General features: G+C 50.3%; 17 protein-coding genes and 1 other RNA gene. 6 read left to right on the top strand and 12 right to left on the bottom strand.

Going from position 1 to position 19,427, the window contains the following annotated elements; translation table 11 throughout:
- Position 1: 1 nt before the first annotated feature.
- Positions 2–1,177: an MFS transporter gene (locus B152_RS0120675; protein ID WP_020594365.1), complete on the bottom strand. Its 1,176-nt coding sequence runs from the start codon at positions 1,175–1,177 to the stop codon at positions 2–4.
- The gene (locus B152_RS0120670; RefSeq protein WP_020594364.1) at positions 1,170–1,505 is read right to left on the bottom strand and encodes a Rap1a/Tai family immunity protein; all 336 of its coding nucleotides are present in this window, start codon (positions 1,503–1,505) and stop codon (positions 1,170–1,172) included. The genes B152_RS0120675 and B152_RS0120670 overlap by 8 nt, the downstream gene beginning before the upstream one ends.
- 364 nt (positions 1,506–1,869) lie before the next feature.
- On the opposite strand from B152_RS0120670, the gene B152_RS0120660 reads away from it, so the two are divergent.
- Positions 1,870–5,328: an AsmA family protein gene (locus B152_RS0120660; protein WP_169337445.1), complete on the top strand. Its 3,459-nt coding sequence runs from the start codon at positions 1,870–1,872 to the stop codon at positions 5,326–5,328.
- 17 nt (positions 5,329–5,345) lie between these two features.
- Here B152_RS0120660 and B152_RS0120655 read toward each other — a convergent pair whose 3' ends face one another.
- From B152_RS0120655 to B152_RS0120640, 4 genes are all read right to left on the bottom strand, one after another.
- On the bottom strand, positions 5,346–5,585 hold the full coding sequence (locus B152_RS0120655; RefSeq protein WP_020594361.1) for a ribbon-helix-helix domain-containing protein: 240 nt from the start codon (positions 5,583–5,585) through the stop codon (positions 5,346–5,348).
- 78 nt (positions 5,586–5,663) lie between these two features.
- Positions 5,664–7,070, bottom strand: coding sequence for a class II fumarate hydratase (gene fumC, locus B152_RS0120650; protein WP_020594360.1), 1,407 nt, complete (start codon positions 7,068–7,070; stop codon positions 5,664–5,666).
- Positions 7,071–7,276: 206 nt separating this feature from the next.
- A complete protein-coding gene (locus tag B152_RS0120645; protein ID WP_020594359.1) occupies positions 7,277–7,636 on the bottom strand; it encodes a TfoX/Sxy family protein in 360 nt (119 codons plus the stop codon).
- Positions 7,633–8,259: an alpha/beta family hydrolase gene (locus B152_RS0120640; protein WP_020594358.1), complete on the bottom strand. Its 627-nt coding sequence runs from the start codon at positions 8,257–8,259 to the stop codon at positions 7,633–7,635. Before B152_RS0120640 ends, B152_RS0120645 begins: the two co-directional genes overlap by 4 nt.
- 73 nt (positions 8,260–8,332) lie before the next feature.
- Here B152_RS0120640 and B152_RS0120635 point away from each other — a divergent pair, with 73 nt between their 5' ends.
- Entirely contained in the window at positions 8,333–8,539 is a 207-nt protein-coding gene (locus B152_RS0120635) for a hypothetical protein (protein ID WP_020594357.1), read from the top strand.
- 237 nt (positions 8,540–8,776) lie between these two features.
- Here the strand turns inward: B152_RS0120635 and B152_RS0120625 are convergent, their stop codons facing one another.
- Both B152_RS0120625 and ssrA read right to left on the bottom strand, forming a co-directional pair.
- Complete coding sequence (locus tag B152_RS0120625) at positions 8,777–9,340, bottom strand: SspB family protein (RefSeq protein WP_020594355.1); 564 nt, start codon at positions 9,338–9,340, stop codon at positions 8,777–8,779.
- An 85-nt stretch (positions 9,341–9,425) separates the two neighbouring features.
- Positions 9,426–9,793: a transfer-messenger RNA gene (gene ssrA / locus B152_RS25860) on the bottom strand.
- Positions 9,794–10,215: 422 nt separating this feature from the next.
- Between ssrA and B152_RS0120610 the strand changes: the two genes are divergently transcribed.
- From B152_RS0120610 to B152_RS24585, 4 genes are all read left to right on the top strand, one after another.
- Entirely contained in the window at positions 10,216–11,010 is a 795-nt protein-coding gene (locus B152_RS0120610; protein WP_020594352.1) for a thymidylate synthase, read from the top strand.
- 21 nt (positions 11,011–11,031) lie between these two features.
- Positions 11,032–12,162 carry an alanine racemase gene (locus tag B152_RS0120605; RefSeq protein ID WP_020594351.1) on the top strand — a complete coding sequence of 377 codons (1,131 nt, stop codon included), beginning with the start codon at positions 11,032–11,034 and terminating at the stop codon, positions 12,160–12,162.
- A 147-nt stretch (positions 12,163–12,309) separates the two neighbouring features.
- Positions 12,310–13,320, top strand: a complete 1,011-nt coding sequence (locus B152_RS0120600) for a TAXI family TRAP transporter solute-binding subunit (protein ID WP_020594350.1) — start codon at positions 12,310–12,312, stop codon at positions 13,318–13,320.
- 505 nt (positions 13,321–13,825) lie between these two features.
- Positions 13,826–14,377, top strand: a complete 552-nt coding sequence (locus tag B152_RS24585) for a rhomboid family intramembrane serine protease (protein WP_157231203.1) — start codon at positions 13,826–13,828, stop codon at positions 14,375–14,377.
- A gap of 68 nt (positions 14,378–14,445) precedes the next feature.
- Here the strand turns inward: B152_RS24585 and B152_RS0120585 are convergent, their stop codons facing one another.
- The 4 genes from B152_RS0120585 to B152_RS0120570 all read right to left on the bottom strand — a co-directional run bounded on the left by B152_RS0120585 (position 14,446) and on the right by B152_RS0120570 (position 19,258).
- Positions 14,446–15,447 (bottom strand): 4-hydroxyproline epimerase, encoded by a 1,002-nt coding sequence (locus tag B152_RS0120585; RefSeq protein ID WP_020594347.1) that lies wholly within the window; start codon positions 15,445–15,447, stop codon positions 14,446–14,448.
- A gap of 43 nt (positions 15,448–15,490) precedes the next feature.
- A complete protein-coding gene (locus B152_RS0120580; protein WP_020594346.1) occupies positions 15,491–16,753 on the bottom strand; it encodes an NAD(P)/FAD-dependent oxidoreductase in 1,263 nt (420 codons plus the stop codon).
- A gap of 50 nt (positions 16,754–16,803) precedes the next feature.
- Positions 16,804–18,234, bottom strand: a complete 1,431-nt coding sequence (locus tag B152_RS0120575) for an aldehyde dehydrogenase family protein (RefSeq protein WP_020594345.1) — start codon at positions 18,232–18,234, stop codon at positions 16,804–16,806.
- A gap of 337 nt (positions 18,235–18,571) precedes the next feature.
- Positions 18,572–19,258, bottom strand: a complete 687-nt coding sequence (locus B152_RS0120570) for a GntR family transcriptional regulator (protein ID WP_020594344.1) — start codon at positions 19,256–19,258, stop codon at positions 18,572–18,574.
- Positions 19,259–19,427 lie beyond the last annotated feature (169 nt).

Genomic DNA, 19,427 nt, shown 5'->3' with positions numbered 1-19,427 from the left:
TTCAGCATCGTCGTTTCAGCGATCCAGCCATCAGCAGGATAAAAGCGAAAGTCAGCAGAGCTGTGACCATAATCAAGGCGTCGCTGCCCAAAAATTCCATAATCTGGCCCGTGATCAAAGGAGCAAGACTGCCGATGCCCCATAAAAAGCCGAATGATGCATTGGCTGCGACAAGATCCGAACCACTATAGTCATGGCCTACGGCTGTTAGGGCAGTGTTGTAAAGTGAGGTCAGAAGCCCGCCCCAGCAAAAAAGAAGAACTTTCAGTACGAATTTGTGGGGAGCAAAACCGTAGAGCAAAAAAATACAGATAAGACAGGAAATACCAAGATAGAGCAGTAGTTTGCGTGGGTTTATGTGATCTGCCAGCCAGCCAACCGGATACTGGAAAAAAAGTCCACCAATAAAGAAGATGGTCAACATGATTTCAGTATCACTCTCGCTATGGCCCAACTCCTTGCCATAGCCGATAAAAAATGTCCCCATGATGGTCTCTGTTCCTGCGGTCAAGACCACTGCAGCACAAAGTGCCGGGGCTATTAAAATGAAAGCAAAGGGGCTGAAAGTGCTGGGTTTTTCCAAGTCCATGTGAAAATTATTTATAAAGAGCAAGGGAAGCAGGGCTATCAGGGTGATGATGCACCCTGAGAGGAAAGGTGCCCATCCCGAACTTCCAGCAACAATCAGGATCAGCGGGCCGGATGCAAAACCGACCCCGAGCGAAATATTGAACAGGGCAAGAACTCTGCCACGAGTATCATCTCTGGCAAGATAATTGATCCAGGTTTCGCTGGCGATAAAGATGCCGGCAACCATCATGCCCATGATGAATCGGATGATTATCCAGGCCAGGGGAGAAGGAAAAATCTTGAGGCAAAGGAACATCAGAGCCTCGGTCAACATGCAAATCAGAACATAATTGCGCATGCCACAAAATTTTATTCCCGCTGGTACAAAACGGGAATAACAAACGGTCGCAAACCCCAGAACAGAACCGATAAGGCCGATCATGCCATCGCTTGCGCCATCCCTGGCCATGGATATGGTCATCAGAGGGAGGGTCAGCCCCATAGACACACCTGCAATGGAAACACAGGACACAACAGCAAAAAGGGACTTCAGGCGATCACGGTGAAGATCTGTATTATACTCTCTGTCCTGTAGCGTTTCACTCACAAGGATATCTGTCCTTTAAGATCAGAACGATTGTTTCAATTGCTGGTGTGTTTGGTGAGGAGCTTTTGGCAAGAACAGTACGGATCTGATCAATGTAATTTCCACGGGTGATCAGAGCTGGAAAGCAAAAAGCTTCCGCTATCAGCCCCTGTTCACGCATCTCCAGAAGTGATTCAACAGTTCCGGTGATATAGCCGTTACACAGTCCGCCATACCAACGATCTTGCGAAGAGCATAAAGTAACCAGTTCTTTTTCTGTCAGCTGGGTTTCAGCCTGCGCGGTGCGGGCCAAGAACAGGATCAGGAGCAGTGACAAGGCTTTCAGCAAGGTATTTTCCTCAGGACAATGCAGGCTACACTGTTCTTGTGGTTTTAATTTACCACAATTGCGCCCGCTATAGTTTATTTTTGTTAAGTAAAGAATCTGTAGAATTATCAACAGCATCTGTTTCAGGTTAAAGATCTAGCTGCTTGGAACAGGTTTCACCAGGGTTGAGTGGTCGGGGAAAGGGAAGATTGGCGATCAATTTTCTTTTGTTCTTGGGTCGTCTCAGACAGGGAGTGTGGAAGCGGAGAAGATCTGCGTTACCCGCATTGCAAAACAGAGACATCAAGACTAGGTTAAGGTTGAAGTTTCAGGAGCTTGAGCCCGGCTCCGATAAAAAATTTGTCGAATGAGAGAAGGTTTGATCGTGCGGAAATTAGCGGTTTCAGTCGCAATCATTTTTATGTTGCTCATTGTTGCCGTTTTGGCTGGGCCCGGATTTGTTGACTGGAATAGATATAAAGAAGAAATCACCAGCCAGGCTGTTGCGCTGACGGGTCGAAAGTTGACGATTGAAGGCGATCTGAGTTTGCAGATTTTGCCGCGTCCAAGCTTTTCAGCAAAAGGTGTCGCTTTCGAGAATGCTTCCGGCGGGTCGCAAGCTTCGATGGTTCGGCTGGAAGAGCTTGGAGTCACAATTGCAATATTCCCCCTGTTGAGCGGTTCGCTCCAGGTTGAGGAAGTGATACTGCGAAAGCCGGTCGTCTATATTGAAAAGCTGTCCAACGGACAAGGAAATTGGGAACTGTCTCCTCAAGCGACTGTAGAAAACAGAACCCCAGAAGTATCCGTGGATAATGACCTTGGGACGGAACGTCAATCAGGTCAGAGTAATACTCGTTCCTTTTTTGGTGATATCAGTCTGGAGCGTTTTGAAGTTGTTGAGGGAACTTTGGTTTACCTCGATACAGCCTCGGGCAACCGGGAAGTGTTTGAAGATATAAACGCTGAGATCGTTGCAGGTTCTCTGAAGGGGCCTTTTGCCTTGGCCGGGGACTTACTCCTGCGCGGGCAGCGGACAGAAATTGAAATTGATTTGGGCCAGTTTGCTCAGGAAGGGGCTACAGCAATCAATGCTGGCATTCGACTACCGGATTCCCAGGCAAAGCTCAAATTCACAGGATTTATTTCACGTCATGTAAATGATCTTTCCTATAAAGGAAAATTTCAGGGCGATGGCGAAGACCTTGGCGCCCTGTTGGCTGAACTGGTGCAGACCAATATTACCACCCAGGCGAATGGTGATTTTGAATTTACTGCAACATTGCAGGGGGATCAGTCTGAACTCAAAGTGGATGATATTGTTTTTCGGGTAGGATCCCAGAAAATTACCGGAGGTATTTCTGGGACCCTGACTGGTACACCTTCTCTCGAACTAGTGCTGGCAAGTCCAAGGGTCAACCTTGATGATATCCTCTCCTTTGAGGAGACGACGGCTCAGGCAGCAAAAAAAGGTACCCAAAAAACGGCGGAGGTATCCGGGGCAGAAAAGAGTGCTTTATCCCCGGAAAGTCAGGAAAAATCATCTTGGCCCAAGCTTCCTCTGGATATGCGTGTGTCGGCCCAGCTGGTGGTTAACGATGTCATTTTCAATAAACAGCTGATGCGCGAATTTGTGATTCAGTCAAAACTTGAAGATGGGATGCTGCATATTGACCGTTTCAGTGCCCACCTGCCAAGTGGGGGGCAATTATCTTTGGTTGGACAATATGGAAACCAAAACCTTTCAGGACAGATCATTGCGCGTACAGAAGATCTCAGAGGTGTCCTGAGCTGGCTTGAGGTGGAAACACCGACTGTTCCAAATGATCGATTACGCAGACTGGAGGGCAAAGTAAAATTTTCTGCAACCCCCCAGGCGCTTACTCTTAACCCTGTTTCTCTCACGCTTGATGTTACCCATTTTGACGGGGCGGCGACGATTGCCTTGCGGGACCGGATCGGAATTGGAGCGCGTTTTGTCGTTGATCGGGTGGATCTTGATGCCTACCAGACCCAGGTTCTGGTGGAGCAGGCACAAGCGCCTGTTGCTGATCCCTCTGCCGCGACAGAAGAAGCAGACCCGAAAGCGATGGAAAGCCAAAGAAACCAGGCTGAAAAGTCACCTTCGCTAAAAATTCTGGATACCTTTGATGCCAATGTCGATATCACGGTTGCCGAAGCCAAATACAAGGGGCTTGTTTTTAAGGGAGTGAATCTCGACGGCACGCTGCAACAGGGAAATCTGGAGATTCGAAACGGATCACTGGATGATCTCTTGGGCAGTTCTTTCTCTTTCTCCGGAGATTTTTCCGGCATTACGTCGGAACCACAGGCCGACGCGACGGTGATTGCTTCTGTGAGGGATCTGCCCGCCCTTCTCGTTGCAACCGGGGTATCTGCCGGTCAGGGAATACCTGATCTAGGTGCTTTGGAAGTAAGTGGAAGTCTCAAGGGGACGCGTGAGGAAATTATGCTTGATCTCCTCGGCAATGCTGTTGGGGGAGGATATCAACTTCAGGGACGCCTGGCTCCGGGAAGCTCAAATATATACGAAGGGCTACTGATCCTTGATCACCCCGATACAGCGCGGCTTGTCCGTCGGCTGGATCCCGGAGCTGCGGTTAATCATAATTGGGGACGGATGAAAGCGCGTGCTCTGGTCAAGCTGGGGCAGGACAGACTTGAACTGAACGAGCTGGATGGAACAGTTGCCGAAACAAAGATTCAAGGAGCGGTGCAGGCGGATCTTGGTGCCGGGAAAACCAAAATTACGGCAAATCTCCTGACCGGGGTGCTGGATCTGAATCGTCTCCTGCCTGGGAAGACACAGGGTGGTGCTTCCGGAAATGCTTCTGGTGGGGGGAGCCCCACTTCGGCGGGTCTGAACCGGCGCTGGTCGCAGAGTGCGATTGACGTCTCCTTACTGTCTTCTGTTGATGCAGAGTTAAGCCTGATTGCAGATGGTATTATCCAGGATGGCCTCCGATTTGATCAGGTACAGCTCAAAGCAAACTTGGCAGATTCTATCCTGAATATCTCAGAGTTCGCGAGCCAGGTTTATGGTGGGACACTTTCGTTGACGGGGGTGGTCGAACGGCAAGGGCAGGACAACGCTTTGGCGGCTCAGCTGGAGGTCGATGGACAAAATATCGAGAGCGCTGACCTCTTCCGTTCGGCTGCTGATTTTAAACGTATATCCGGCCCGCTCTCTTTTAAGGCCAGCCTGGTTAGCTTTGGGGCTTCAGAAGCCGATCTGGTTCAGTCTCTAGCCGGTAGCGGATCGCTTGAGGGGCTTCTTAAGGCCAAGGTCAAGGATAAGGAAATCCTTGGAGGAGCTCTGCTGGGTGCCCTGAGTGGCAAGGTTCCCGAGATCAGTGGTGTGGGGGATGCGGCATCAACTTTGCTGCAGTCCTTTGCCGGGCAACCTGCAAAGCTGACTGGGACCTATACAATAGGGAATGGAGTTGTTGTCACCAGAGACCTGCGCCTCGACGGGAAGAATGCAAGTGTGTTCTCCGCGGCTCAAGTTGACTTGCCTGCCTGGCTTATTGACAGCCAGAGTGATCTCTTCAGAGCAGGGGATGATCCGACTAAACCTTTTATGACCGTCTTGTTGACGGGGCCACTTGATAGCCCAAATCCCCGGGTAAAAGGGCTTTTCCTGCAATCAAAATCGGGCGGGAATGTGCTGCAACAGCTGTTGGGTGGTGGAAATTCTCAGTCAGAAGAGCCCGTTGCGGCCGAAACAGAAGAACCTGCCCCTGAAAATACGGATAAAAAAGAAACAAAGAAAAAGAAAACCCGCGAGCTGATCAAGGGTATTCTGAATGATCTTGGGGGTTGAACCTTAAGCCAGAGTTTTCAGGCGCTGCTGTCCTGTTTGTTCTGCTGTTCCAGTAACCGGTTAAGCACAAAAATACGCAAGGCGCTGGAAAGGTTCCCTTCGCGGGTTTTATCGATCTTTTCTACCAGTCGGTTGATAGAGATATCCTCAGTCTGGGCGATAAGTCTGAGTTGTTGCCAGAAAGCTTCTTCCAGTGTGAAGCTGGTTCTGTGACCTGCAATAGTTATGGATCTCTTTCTGACTTCAGTATCTGGCATGGCGCGTATTATAATCTGTTCTTGATCAAAAAAGGAGCGGTGATGAGCCGCTCCTTTTTGATTCTTGGGTTGGCGAGATCAATTCTTACGGGGGCCGACCATATTTTCCGGGCGTACCCACTGATCAAACTGTTCTGCTGTGAGCAGACCAAGATCAATGGCTGCCTGTTTCAGAGTACTGTTTTCTGCATAGGCTTTCTTCGCTACTTTCGCAGCATTGTCATAACCGATGTGTGGGTTCAGGGCTGTAACAAGCATCAGAGACTGTTGCATCAGTTCGGTGATACGGTCTTCATTGGCTTCAATACCTTCGACACAGTTCTCGCGGAAACTGTCACAAGCATCCCCAATCAGTTTGGCAGATTGCAGCAGGTTATAGATCATGACCGGCTTGAAAACATTCAGTTCGAAGTGACCGTTAGACCCCGCGACCGTTACAGTTGTGTGGTTCCCCATCACCTGAGCACAGACCATTGTCAGGGCCTCGGTCTGGGTCGGGTTTACCTTTCCTGGCATGATTGAAGAACCAGGTTCGTTGGCAGGAAGAAGAAGTTCGCCAAAACCACAGCGAGGGCCGGAGCCGAGCATACGGACATCATTGGCAATTTTCATCAGGGAAACAGCGAGCACATTCAACGCACCGGAGGATTCAACAATAGCGTCATGTGCTGCCAGAGCTTCAAATTTGTTTTCTGCTGTTGTGAAGGGAAGTTTGGTAATGTCAGATACATGAACAGCAAACTTTTCGGCAAAACCGACAACAGAATTCAGACCTGTTCCCACTGCTGTGCCACCCTGGGCCAGCTCGGCAAGGCGGGGCAGGGTCGCCCGAATGCGGGCTATGCCGTATTCGATCTGTTTGGCGTAACCGGAGAATTCCTGGCCCAGTGTCAAGGGCGTGGCATCCATAAGATGGGTTCTACCAATTTTAATAATGTGGTCAAAGGCTTTGGCCTTCATATCCAGTGCCTGGTGGAGCCGTTCGAGGGCAGGGATGGTCTCTTCGCTTAACAGGCGAACACCGGCAATAGACATAGCCGTAGGGAAAGTATCGTTGGATGACTGGCCCATATTACAATGATCATTGGGGTGCACCGGGGTTTTGCCACCGCGCTCTCCGGTGAGAAGTTCGTTGGCTCGTCCGGCAATTACCTCGTTTGTGTTCATGTTGCTCTGGGTGCCTGAGCCGGTTTGCCAGACCACAAGCGGGAAATGTTCTGTCAATTTCCCATCGATCACTTCCTGTGCTGCAGCACAGATGGTTTCGCCCAGTTTCGCATCAAGTACGCCGAGTTCCATGTTGGTTCTGGCTGCGGCCAGTTTCTGGGTGCCCAGTGCTTTAATGAGGGCCGGGGGCATTTTTTCCCCACCAATCTTGAAATTTTGCAATGACCGCTGGGTTTGTGCGCCCCAATAGCGATCAGCCAGGACTTCAATGTCACCCATGGAATCGTTTTCGATGCGGATATTGCCTTTACTCGACATAGTGGGAAGCTCCCTAATTCTTTGCTTGGTGTTGTCATGCTTTTCCCGACTCTTTATTTGTGCGGGAAAAAATACTTTATGTTGCGGCGCAGTATACACTGGTTGTTCACGGGTTATAATAGCCTTGGCCGGATTATTTGTAATTTTTTCACCCTGCACCTCCGGCTGCGGCAGGGGGAAAGGGGTATGAGGCTGCTTTCCCGGTGTTAGCCTTTGGTTTTCCTGGTCCGTTTTTGTCGGGTTCGTTTCGCGGCGGATATCGCGCGTTCGATCCAGACAAGATATTCCTCTTGGTTATCTGCTGCTGCGGGTGGGACCGTCCAGTACGACATTTTGACCGGTGCTGTTTTTCCCTGATAGCTGAAGGGAGAGCAACGGGCATCAAGGAAGTACTGTTCCGTTTCTTTATCTGCTTTCAGATAGAGCAGGTTTTCAGCTTCGAGGGCAAACATCACCTCTTCGAAATAGAGTCCATGCCCCCCGAACATTGCCCGGGCGCGGACCTCGCCAAGAGGCAGGCAGCGATTGATTGTGCTTTCAACGACGGATGGCAGGGCTTTTTTCACCGACTCTTCTCCTTGATGAACAGATTAATTCTCTGCAGGCATTCATCCCAGTTTTGAGTTTTGGTTCGTCCTGAACGTTTTCGGGGAACCAGATCGTGATCACCGTCTCCTGCCCAATGAAGTTCGATCATCGGGGAAAGGAGGTAGCCAGCGATGTCATCCGGCGTGCCAAATGGGTCTCTGGTTCCCTGCAGGATAAGCCCGGGTGTTTTTAACGTGGCGAGATGATCTGTGCGAGTTTTTTCCGGTTTGCCCGGTGGATGGAAGGGGTATCCCAGGCAAATCAAGCCAGAAACGTCAAGCTGGTCTGCAATCATGCTGGCAACGCGACCGCCGAGAGATTTTCCGGCAAGAAATAAAGGGTGGTCCTTCTGGCTGTTGGCCACCTGCTGAAAAAAGGGCAGCAGTTTTTCCATCCTGTCGGGCGGCCGTTTCTTCCCCGAGCAACGACGTTCGGCCATATAGGGGAATTCGAAACGGACAATCCGATGCCCGGATTGGGCAAGATTCTGGCTAAAAAAATCCATAAAGGGACTGTCCATAGGTGCCCCGGCACCATGGGCAAAAATAATGGTACTGTTGGTGTTCCCGGTACCATCAACGAGAAAGGGGATGCTTGTCATGAACCTTTAGTGTATAATTTCAAACAGGTAATAGAAAATATCACAGATATCACAGACTGATACGGTATAGAGCATGACCGATATTCGCCAGAAAGATTTATCAGATAAACCTGTTCAGGAGATGACGACAGAAGAACGTAAAGAGATGCGTCGTCGTTTCGAAGAGTTTGCCACGCTGGTCGGACGGAACAATGAATCCATACTTGCGCCTCCTGAAAAGCCCAAAAAAGTGGTCAAATGGGATCCGCGTACGATGGCACGGGTGCCTAAAGAAGACTGAATTTAAAGTATGGATGGTTAGGTTCTGCGGGTGAATAATATTCATCCCGGGGCAAGTTTGTGAAAAATGAAGAAGTAAAAGGCCCGATCACCGGGCCTTTTTTGTCTTGTGCAGCTTAAAGCTTTTTCCTTTTGATCGGAACCGATCAAAAGAGAGGCAAAGTACGACAAATCAAATAGCGAAAGCATTTTCGCCGTTTCTGAGTACACAAAAGTGCTTTCGTGTCCGAAACAGGGGCTATTTTTTGCGGAAAGCATCCAGCGTGACAATGTTGTCAGTGCCGCCGTCCTTGGGCTTTTCTTTAGCGGTTTTATCTTTGGGGTTTTCGTCACTGTTGGCGATCTCGTCGCCAGTGTCGAAGTCGTCGTCATCCTCATAATCTTCGAGCAGATCTTCAAGATCGTCTTCGAAGTCGCCATTCTCCCCATTGGTAATATCAAATTGCAATCCAAAGCGAACAGACGGATCAGCAAAAGCAACAATGGCGGCGTAGGGAATGCTCATACGCTCAGGGACATCCGAGAAGCTGAGTGTCACGCTGAAACCGTCCTGACCGACTTCAAGATCCCAGAACTGGTATTGCAGAATGATGGTCATTTCACCGGGATAACGTGCCTTCAGGTGATCGGGAATGATCACTTCTTCCTGAGAGGTGTTAAAGGTGATGTAAAAATGATGGTCACCGGGCAAGCCATTCTTTGCCGCATATTCGAGGGATTCCCGAACAACATTCAAAAGGGCTTTTTCGACCATATGGTCGTAGCGAAGTTCGCTTTCAGAGATTTCGTTGTTTCCCGACATACCTTCGTAATTCCAGGTGTGGCCGTCCCAGACCTATGTTTTTCTTGTTCAGAACTGTTTCGGAACTGTACCGAAACAGTGAGTAAGTGGGGGGCTTCTGTTGCCAGGTGCACCCCCGAACCCCGCCTAGACTTGTGAGAGTCTAGGGCTTAAAAGCGGTTGCTCCGACTGCAATTAAGCAGCGAGAGCTACCTCACGAGTATTGTCATTTGCAACTACTCAAATGGCCCGATAACGGCGGAACCATGCCGGGCACCGAACAAATCTTTACCACGCGTGTCGATCCTATTTCGCCCCCATAAATCTCTCGGAGAAATCTCCGGGAGGGAATGGTGGAGGCGCCGGGTACCGCCCCCGGGTCCACAACGCTTATTCCATAAGCCCGTTTAGCACCATAGACGGCCGAAGCCGACACTTTGAATATAGTAACTATTTACAGGACTTCACAAGGGTTCATCTTTTTATTTTCCCTGAATTTTACACTTTCTTCCGGGTAAGTGAGCTGTTGCCCCATAGCAAGGCAGCGATCAAGTCTAAGATTGAAATAAACATTGTGACCGGATTGTTATTGTTTAAACGCTCCAGACCCGGGTGCCAGAGATAGAACATCATTGAAAATATTTCCCTGAATTACTGGACGGCAGGGTGCTGCCCACTGGAACTGGCCCCTATGAGCATGAGTATGGCAAGGGGAATGAAGCATTTTGCGAAAGCGTAAAATTTCATAGAGGTACAGAGAATGATCGGGACAGACAGTTTTCCTGACGCAGCCGAGCGTGTATGATCCGGTGCAGGATTTTTTGTTGTGTAGACAGTGCGATTCTGTGGGCTACACAGGGATTGTTACCGCTATTATGTTCATTTAAGGAAATTCCATGCATCAGTATCTCGCCCTCATGAAGGACGTTCTTGCCAATGGTACCGAAAAGGGAGACCGGACGGGAACGGGTACTCTGAGCGTTTTTGGCAGGCAGGTCCGTTTTCATCTGGATGATGGTTTTCCTCTTATGACGACCAAGAAACTGCACATCAAGTCGGTGATACACGAGTTGTTGTGGTTCCTGTCAGGGGACACAAATATTCGCTACCTCAAAGAAAATGGGGTACGGATCTGGGATGAGTGGGCTGATGCCGATGGAAACCTTGGTCCGGTTTACGGCCATCAATGGCGTTCCTGGCCTGCGCCGGATGGCCATACGATTGATCAGATCTCCAAGTTGATGACCCAGCTGAAAAACAATCCGGATTCCCGCCGCCATATTGTGTCGGCCTGGAATGTGGCCGAGGTTGACAGTATGGCGTTACCTCCCTGTCACAGCATGTTTCAATTCTATGTGGCGGACGGACGTCTTTCCTGTCAGCTCTATCAACGCAGTGCCGATATTTTCCTGGGGGTGCCGTTCAATATTGCATCCTATGCCCTGCTGACCTGCATGATTGCGCAGCAATGTGATCTAAAACCGGGCGACTTTGTTCATACCTTCGGCGATACACACCTTTATCTCAATCACCTGGAACAGGCGAAAATCCAGCTCAAGCGAGAGCCCAATAGTCTGCCTACCTTGCGGATCAAGCGGAAACCGGAGAGTATTTTCGATTATCGGTTCGAGGATTTTGAAATCCTTGGCTATGACGCCCATCCCCATATTCCTGCAGAAGTATCTGTCTGAGTCCTGACCCGGAGCTGTCCCATGCCGTTTGAAGATCTTGGAACTCCGTCACTTTTGCTGAATCGGGATGTGTTTGAAAACAATTGTCGGGTGATGCAGGAACGGGCTCAAGGGGCGGAGGTGCGTTTACGGCCCCATATGAAAACAGCCAAGTCGGTTGAAGCTTATAAGTTGGCTACCAGGGGGGGCTTTGAGGGCATAACAGTTTCGACCCTGGCAGAAGCTGATTTTTTTGCCGATGCCGGGGTACGGGATATTCTTTATGCTGTGGGGATCGTGCCGGGGAAACTGACTACAGCGCAGAAAATACAGGATAAAGGCGTCAAACTTGGCCTGATCACGGATAATGCCGCTGTTATCCCTGCCCTTGATGACGAAGCCGAACGTCTGGGAACAACATTTTCTGTGGCTGTCGAAATTGATTCTGGGGGTGGCCGTGGTGGGGTTCTATCTGAATCTGCTGATCTTCTTGATCTGGCCGCGGCTCTGAAAAACTCCAGACGGCTCAGTTTTGAAGGCGTTTTGACACATGCCGGGCATTCCTACGGGTTTTCTACAGCAGAGGAGATCGCCGAGATTGCCGAACAGGAACGCCTTGCCGTGGTGAGGGCGGCCGAACGTCTGCGCAAGGCAGGTTTTTCCTGTCCGCTTGTCAGTGCAGGTTCCACGCCGACAGCCGTGTTCGCCAGATCCTTTGAAGGTTTGAGCGAAATCAGACCGGGCGTTTATATGTTCGGGGATGTGGATCAACTTTTTATCGGCACCTGCAAGGCAGATGAGATAGCTGCGACAGTTCTGACCTCGGTGATTGGCCACAACAGGTCCTCCCGACGTTTGCTTGTTGATGCTGGCGGTCTGGCCCTGTCAAAAGATATCAGTGCCAGTATTTTCAGCTCGCAATCGGGTTATGGTCTTGTCTGCAAGCTGGACGGCACAATCATCGATGAAATTTTTGTCGAGAGTGTCCACCAGGAACATGGGCTTATTGCGGCTGTTTCAGGTAACCTGCCCTTCGAAGACTATCCGGTTGGCAGCCGGCTTCGTATCTTGCCGATTCATGTCTGCATGACTGTCGCGGCCTATGAGCACTATGAGGTGCATGATGCCCAAGGATCTCTTGTTGCCAGATGGAACCGGGTTAACCGCTGGTAAGCTGTTGAGAGTGCGTAAATCTCTTTTTGAAAATGGGCTCGTTTGAACAGAGCAGAGATTGTATAGTCAATTTTGTATAGTGTTATATCCCTCAGGGCTTTGATTGGGGGATGATCTTCAGAAAATTTAGCATCACGAGGAATTCCCATGAAGCTGCAACTCAAGAAGACATTTGCCGGATTGATGACGGCTGGAGTGCTTTTTGTCGCGACAGCGTCAGCCCAGCAGATCAAGTTTTTCACCATCGGCACAGGTGGTACTTCCTATACTTATTACCCTGTCGGTGGGGTGATCGCTAACGCGATTTCAAAACCACCCGGATCGCGGGAATGTGACGAAGGGGGGAGCTGCGGGGTTCCAAATCTGATTGCTTCAGCGGTGTCATCACGTGGCTCGGTGGATAATGTAAACGCCATCGATTCCGGACTTCGTAACTCCGGCTTTGCCCAGTCAGATGTGGCCTATTGGGCTTATACGGGCACAGGGACGATGGAGGGCAAGCCACCCATGATCGAGCTGAGATCGATTGCAGCCCTGTTTCCTGAACATATTCACTTGGTGGCGTCTGTCGGTTCCGGAATAAATTCGGTGAAAGATCTGAAGGGAAAACGGGTTTCTTTGGACGAGCCAGGATCTGGTACCTATGTGGATGCCAATTTGATTATGGAAGCTTTTGGGGTGACCCAAGCTGATATTATAGTGGAAGCCCTCAAGGGAAACGAAGCTGCCGAGGCGCTGAGAAACGGCAAGATTGATGCCTTTTTTGTCGTTGCGGGTTACCCGACGGGCGCGATTGTAGAGCTTTCTTCCGGTGTTGATATCAAGCTTGTTCCTATAGCGGGCAAGGAAGCTGATGATTTGACCGGGAAATACGGTTTTTTTGCCTCTGACAATATTCCGGCAGGGACCTATGAGGGAATTTCTGATGACACCCCTACCGTAACTGTCGGGGCACAGTGGTTTACCAGTGCAAAAGAGGATGATGAGCTGATCTATGGTATCACCAAGGCTCTGTGGAACGAGCAGTCCCGGACGCTTCTGGATATTGGCCATGCCAAGGGGAAAGTCATCCGTCTGGAAAGTGCCCTGACCGGTTTGGGGGTGCCTCTTCATGCTGGAGCCGAGCGGTTCTATAAAGAGGCCGGGTTGATAAAGTAGGCCGGGTTGAAAATAGCGCCCGACGGTTAGACCGCCGGGCGTTTTTTATATAGCAAGTGATGATGTCAGACGCATGAGTCTGGAAAATCTGGAGCAGTTGGAAAAGAATTTCGATCCGGAAATGTCTTGTTCGCAAGACCGGGCGTGGCCTGGCTATCTTTGTCTACTCTCCGTCCCTGTTGCTGGTGACACCCGATTTTTCATGACAAAGCCTGATCATAACGCTGGCCGGGGCGATGGCCGGGATCGGGTTGTTGGGTGTAGCTTTTTCTGGATATTTCCTGGGCGACCTAAGCCGTTATCAACGTTTGTGGCTCGGGGTTGTTGCGTTGATTTTTGTGGCACCGGGTAGCATAACGCTTGCATTGGCGATACTGTTGGCGCTACCAGTTCTCTTGTTCCAGTATTTTGAACTATACAAAAAAACAAATCGTAAAATGACATAATCAGGTACCTTACATCTGACCTATTCGGGGGATTTAATACTCAAATGCTGGAAAGGCTCTTGCGGCTTAAAGATGTGATTATCTTTGCTGGGATCATGTGGATTGCCCACTTTACGAACTGGATGCTTGATGGAAAATTCTGGTCCTATGGTGTTGCTCCTCGCAGTGTGGATCACCTCTCTGGCATAGTGTTCTCGCCTTTTATTCATGGCGATTATATTCATTTGATATCCAATACAGTTCCGCTTCTGATTTTCGGTGGTCTGATTTCTCAAGAAGCAAAGTGGCGCTTCTGGCAGGTGTCGGTCACCCTGATATTTCTGAGTGGCGGTTTATTATGGCTGGTTGGTTTCGATGGAATCCACTTTGGCGCAAGTGGTGTCGTCTTCGGGCTTTTCAGCTATCTTTTAGGGCGGGCCTGGTGGCGCAGAGATTTTCTGTCGATCCTTGCCGCAGTGATCGTTTTGGCACTTTATAGTGGTCTGATTTCGTCCTTGTTTGTGATCAAGGAAGGCATTTCCTGGGAGGGGCACCTGGTTGGTTTTCTGGCTGGTGGGATTGTTGCTTATGTGGTGACACGCTTTCAGCGACCCGCAGCCGAGCAAGTTTGAGACAACCACACAGCGCGAAGTGCAGTCATCTCAAAGTCAGCGAAAAGTTTAGATCAAATCGGTAAAGATCAGGTCAGAAGGAAACCCTTGGCATAGGGATCCCGGTCATCAATGAAAATGGTGTTGAGACCATGGATTCTGGCCCAGCCTTCGATGGAGGGGATGATAGCATGATAGTCGCCAAGTTTAACCTGGTCTTCTACCCGCCCGCGGAACAGGCTGCCGATGATGCTCTCGTGGATAAAGTCGTCCCCGGTTTTTAACTCTCCCCTTGCAGCCAGCTGTGCCATCCGTGCCGAAGTTCCTGTGCCACAGGGAGAGCGATCAATGCCCTTGTCCCCGTAAAAAACGGCGTTTCTGGCATGGGCTTCAGAATTGTTTGCCTTGCCAGTCCATTGGACGTGCGAGCAACCGTTGATGCGTTTATCCTGTGGGTGGATAAAACTGTATTTTTCATTGATCAGGCGCCGGATAACCGGGCTGAGACGCTGGATTTCGCCGGGTGTGATGTCGCTCAGATCATCATAGTTATCCTGCGGTTCGATGATGGCGTAAAAATTCCCGCCATAGGCAACATCAAAGCGCAATGTTCCCCACTCGGGAACCTCGATTTCAAGATCAGAAGAGTGCAGGAAGGAAGCGACGTTGCGGATACGCACTGAATCCACTTGCTCTCCGGTCATCTGATAATCGGCGATAACCAGCCCTGCCGGGGTGTCCAGACGCAAGGTACCCGGGGTTTTCGGTTGAACTAGCCCCCGCTCGATCATGACGGTAACAGTGCCGATTGTACCGTGGCCGCACATGGGCAGGCATCCGCTGGTTTCGATAAAGAGAATGCCGATATCACAGTCTTCTCTTGTCGGCGGATAGAGGATACTGCCTGACATGATGTCGTGACCACGGGGTTCGAACATCAGTCCGGTTCTGATCCAGTCGTATTCAGCGAGAAAATGTGCCCGGCGTTCCAGCATGGATTTTCCCTCGAGCAAGGGTCCTCCGCCGGCAACAACGCGGACTGGATTGCCACAGGTATGGGCATCGACACAGAAAAAGGTATGGTTGGCCACGATCAAAATCCCATGATCTTCAAAAAATCAGTCATTGAGCAGTTCAATCAAAGCGATTGATATGAAATGCTTCAGTATTAAACGTTCCAGGGTGACCAGCAATCATACTGGCAATGGTCTTGCCGGTGACAGCTCCCCCTGTTATTCCCAGGTGCCCATGCCCGAAGGCGTAATGGACATTGTCGTGATGCCGCGAAGGGCTGATCACCGGAAGGCTGTCAGGTGTCGAAGGTCGTCGTCCCATCCAGCGGGTGCCGCCTTCACCATTCAATGTTGGGAGGTATCCCTTTGCCAACTGCAGCAGGGTATCGCACCGGGCGTAATTCGGTTCTGCTTCTATGCCTGCAAACTCGACCGCTCCGCCAACGCGCAAGCCTATATTCATGGGGGTCGCGACGAATTTGTCTTCGGCAAAAACAACCATGTTGTTCAGTTTTGCTTCCGGATTTGGCAGGGTCGTGTTGTATCCACGCTCTGTATCCAATGGGAATTTATCACCAAGTTTAGCCGACAAGCGGGCAGACCAGGCACCTGCCGCGATGACCAGTTGATCGAACTCAATCCTTTGACCATCCCGGGTTCTGACGCTTACGGGTTTATTGTCACGTGTCTCGAAGCTTTCGACTTCACCTTGTAGATGGCTGCCGCCGCTTTCCTGAAAGAGTTTGGCTAGGCCGCGAACCAGATCCCCGGGATTGGCGAAATGTCCCCAGTCCGGTGTGTAGACTCCCGCATGAGCCTGAGGTCCCAGGGCAGGTTCTCTTTCTTGTACTTCTTTCTGGCTGAGAGACTGAAGGGTAACACCGTTGCGTCGGGTGAGATCCCAGAAATAGTTATCAAGCGCCAGTCCCTTGTCGCTTTTATAGACAAAGATTGTTCCCTCTTTTTTCAACAATCCATCAAGTCCGGCCGCACCCAGGAGCGGCTTGTAATCCTCAAAAGCAGAAGCAAGATAAGAAGACATGGCTTTTGCCCCGGCTTCGGCTTTTGTCTGGTTGCTTGATTTGAGGAACAGGTAGAGCCAGGGCAGGAACTGGGGCATATAGGAGAGGCGCAGGCTGAGAGGTCCCAGCGGGTCCAGCAGCCACCCTGGTACCGATTTCCATAAGCCGGGGAGGGCATAGGGGGCAACTTCTGCAGCCGCGATGGCTCCCGCATTTCCACAGGATGTTCCATCGCCAAGCGGATCCCGCTCGACGATGGTTACATCATATCCATCACGCAAAAGATAGTTTGCACTGCAAAGACCGACAATGCCTGAACCAACGATCAGAACACGTGCTTTTTTATCTTTTGCTTTTGCCATAAATGATCTCCGTTGCCCTGTTGTTCCTCTGGTCCAAGTCCAGAGTTAGACTAGGCAAGTGTGTAGGATGTTTTAACAGTGGTAAAGAACTCGGCCGCATAGCTGCCCTGTTCACGACTACCAAAGCTTGAGCCTTTTGTTCCGCCAAAGGGGACATGATAGTCAACTCCGGCAGTTGGCAAATTGACCATCGCCATCCCCGCTTTTGCATTGCGCTTGAAATCTGTTGCGTACTTGAGCGAGGTGGTGCAGATGCCGGACGAGAGGCCAAATTCCGTATCGTTCGCCACAGCGAGAGCTTCCTCGTAACCTTTGACTCTGATCACACTGGCAACCGGCCCGAAGATCTCTTCACGGTTGATGCGCATGCTGTTGCTGGTCTCGGTAAAGAGTGCCGGGGAAAGATAGAACCCTTTGGTTGCACGCTCTAGCAGTTGGCCACCAAAAGCGAGTTTTGCTCCTTCGGATTGTCCGACGCGGATATATTCAAGGTCCTGTGCAAGCTGGCTGTCATCCACCACAGGTCCGATGTGCACGCCATCACTCAGGGCATGATCAACTTTCAACCCTTCAAGGCGTTTGATTACGCCCGCAACAAAACGATCGTGAATGCCTTCGGTAATGATCAGGCGGGATGAGGCGGTGCAGCGCTGCCCTGTTGAAAAGAATGCCCCCTGTACGGCGGTTTCTACAGCACTGTCGAGATCGGCATCGTCCAGAACCACAAGCGGATTTTTGCCGCCCATTTCAAGCTGAAATTTGGCCAGACGGCCAGCACAGGTCGCTGCGACATGTTGGCCGGTTGCAACCGAACCCGTAAAGGTAACGCCTCTGACTTTACGATTGGTCAGAATTTCTTCGCCAACAACAGAACCACGTCCCATCACCAGGTTGAACACACCTTTGGGCAGACCTGAGCGGGCGATAATGTCTGCAAGAGCCCATCCGCAACCGGGGACCAGATCTGCGGGTTTGAAAACAACGGCGTTGCCATAACAAAGCGCAGGAGCAATTTTCCAGGCGGGAATGGCAATGGGGAAATTCCAGGGGGTGATGATGCCAATAACACCCAGGGCCTCACGTACAACCTCAACATCAACACCGGGACGTACTGACGCGAGCTTGTCGCCTTTTAACCGCAAGGCTTCACCGGCAAAGAACTTGAATATCTGTCCGGCGCGGGCGGTTTCACCGATCCCCTCCGGCAGGGTTTTGCCTTCTTCACGTGAGAGAAGCTCTCCCAGTTCGGCTTTGCGTGCCAGAAGTTCGGTTCCGATGGCGTCGAGCACATCAAAGCGTTGCTGTGGTGTTGATTTTGCCCAACCTTCTGCTGCTGAATGTGCAACGTCGATTGCCGCTCTGGCCTGGGCTGCATCAGCCTGGCTATAAAGCCCTACAACTTCAGAGATATCGGAAGGGTTGATGTTTTCGCGAGCTGTGGCACCTTCGATATATTGGCCGTCGATGTAGTTTTTTTTCAAAGTCAGTCTCCCGTCGGCGAGCAGCGCCGGGTAATGCAGATGAGTGAGCGCCTGTTGTACAAGCACGAGCGGTGCGGGTTCGTCAGGGCTGTTGAATAGACTGGAATGATCGACCAGATATATCGCAAAACAGCGGTGTGTTTAACGGGTGTTTTCTGGAGGGGGCTTCCTGTTTTTTACAGCTAACTGATGAACATTGGTTGTTTGAAGCGACAGTATAATCTTTGATTGGATATTGTATACAAAAATATTTGGCAAATGAAATTTTCTGCCAATGAGCATTCTCGAGTTAACGGGAAAAGATCAGGATCTCATAAAAGCGGATAGAAAGTCGGGCTTATTCTGAATGGATCTGCGAATCAAGAAAAGTAATGAGGTTCTCGCACCCGTTCTGGATGTGTTGATCCAGAAGACTGGTTGCTTCTTCAATCTGGCCTTCTTTACAGTAGTTATAGATCTTCCAGTGGTCATCTCTGGCTTTTGAGCGGGCACCGGCATTGCTGAGTTGAATGCGCAGGTAACGATCTATGTTGTTGTGCAAGTTCTGAACAATAGCCAGAGTCTTGGGGCGATCAGCTGCAACATACAAAATATGGTGAAAACGCGCGTTAAGTTCTCCCCACAGGGCGACTTCGCCGTTTTCCAGAGCGAGATCATATCGTTTGAGAATATTCTCGGCCTCATCAAGAACTTCGCTCGACATTTTTGGGATGGCGCGTTTGAGAAGATCACTCTCAAGTAACCTTCTGATGTCAAAAAGTTCGCAGATTTCTGTACGTGAAAGAACGGATACAACAGCCCCCTTATGAGGATAGAACGTCACCAGTCCTTCAGCTTCAAGCTGGCGCAGGGCCTCGCGAACAGGAATTCTGCTGACGTTGAACCGTGTCGCAATTGCATCCTGACGGAGCTGGACCCCTTCTTTTTGCTGTCCGGTAAGGATCTCTTCTCTCAGAGCTTCGGCAACAGCTTCTGTAATGGTCTGGCGCTTGAAGCCATTTGATTTGGTAGATGTTTCGGCCATTCGGTTTTAGACTTCCGTTTTTATGTTTGGCTTTTTATGATGCAATCACTATGTCCTGACTGGTCGGCATCTTAGGATATTTTGATCCTGCTTGACCAGCGGCTTTGCTGCTTGTGAGCAGGCTTTACCTGGATCGTCTGTTTTCTGTTAATCTGTTTCATAGTCTGTT

The sequence above is a fragment of the Kiloniella laminariae DSM 19542 genome, from assembly GCF_000374005.1.
Lineage (GTDB): Bacteria > Pseudomonadota > Alphaproteobacteria > Kiloniellales > Kiloniellaceae > Kiloniella > Kiloniella laminariae.
This window is presented reverse-complemented; position numbering and strand designations above follow the sequence as displayed.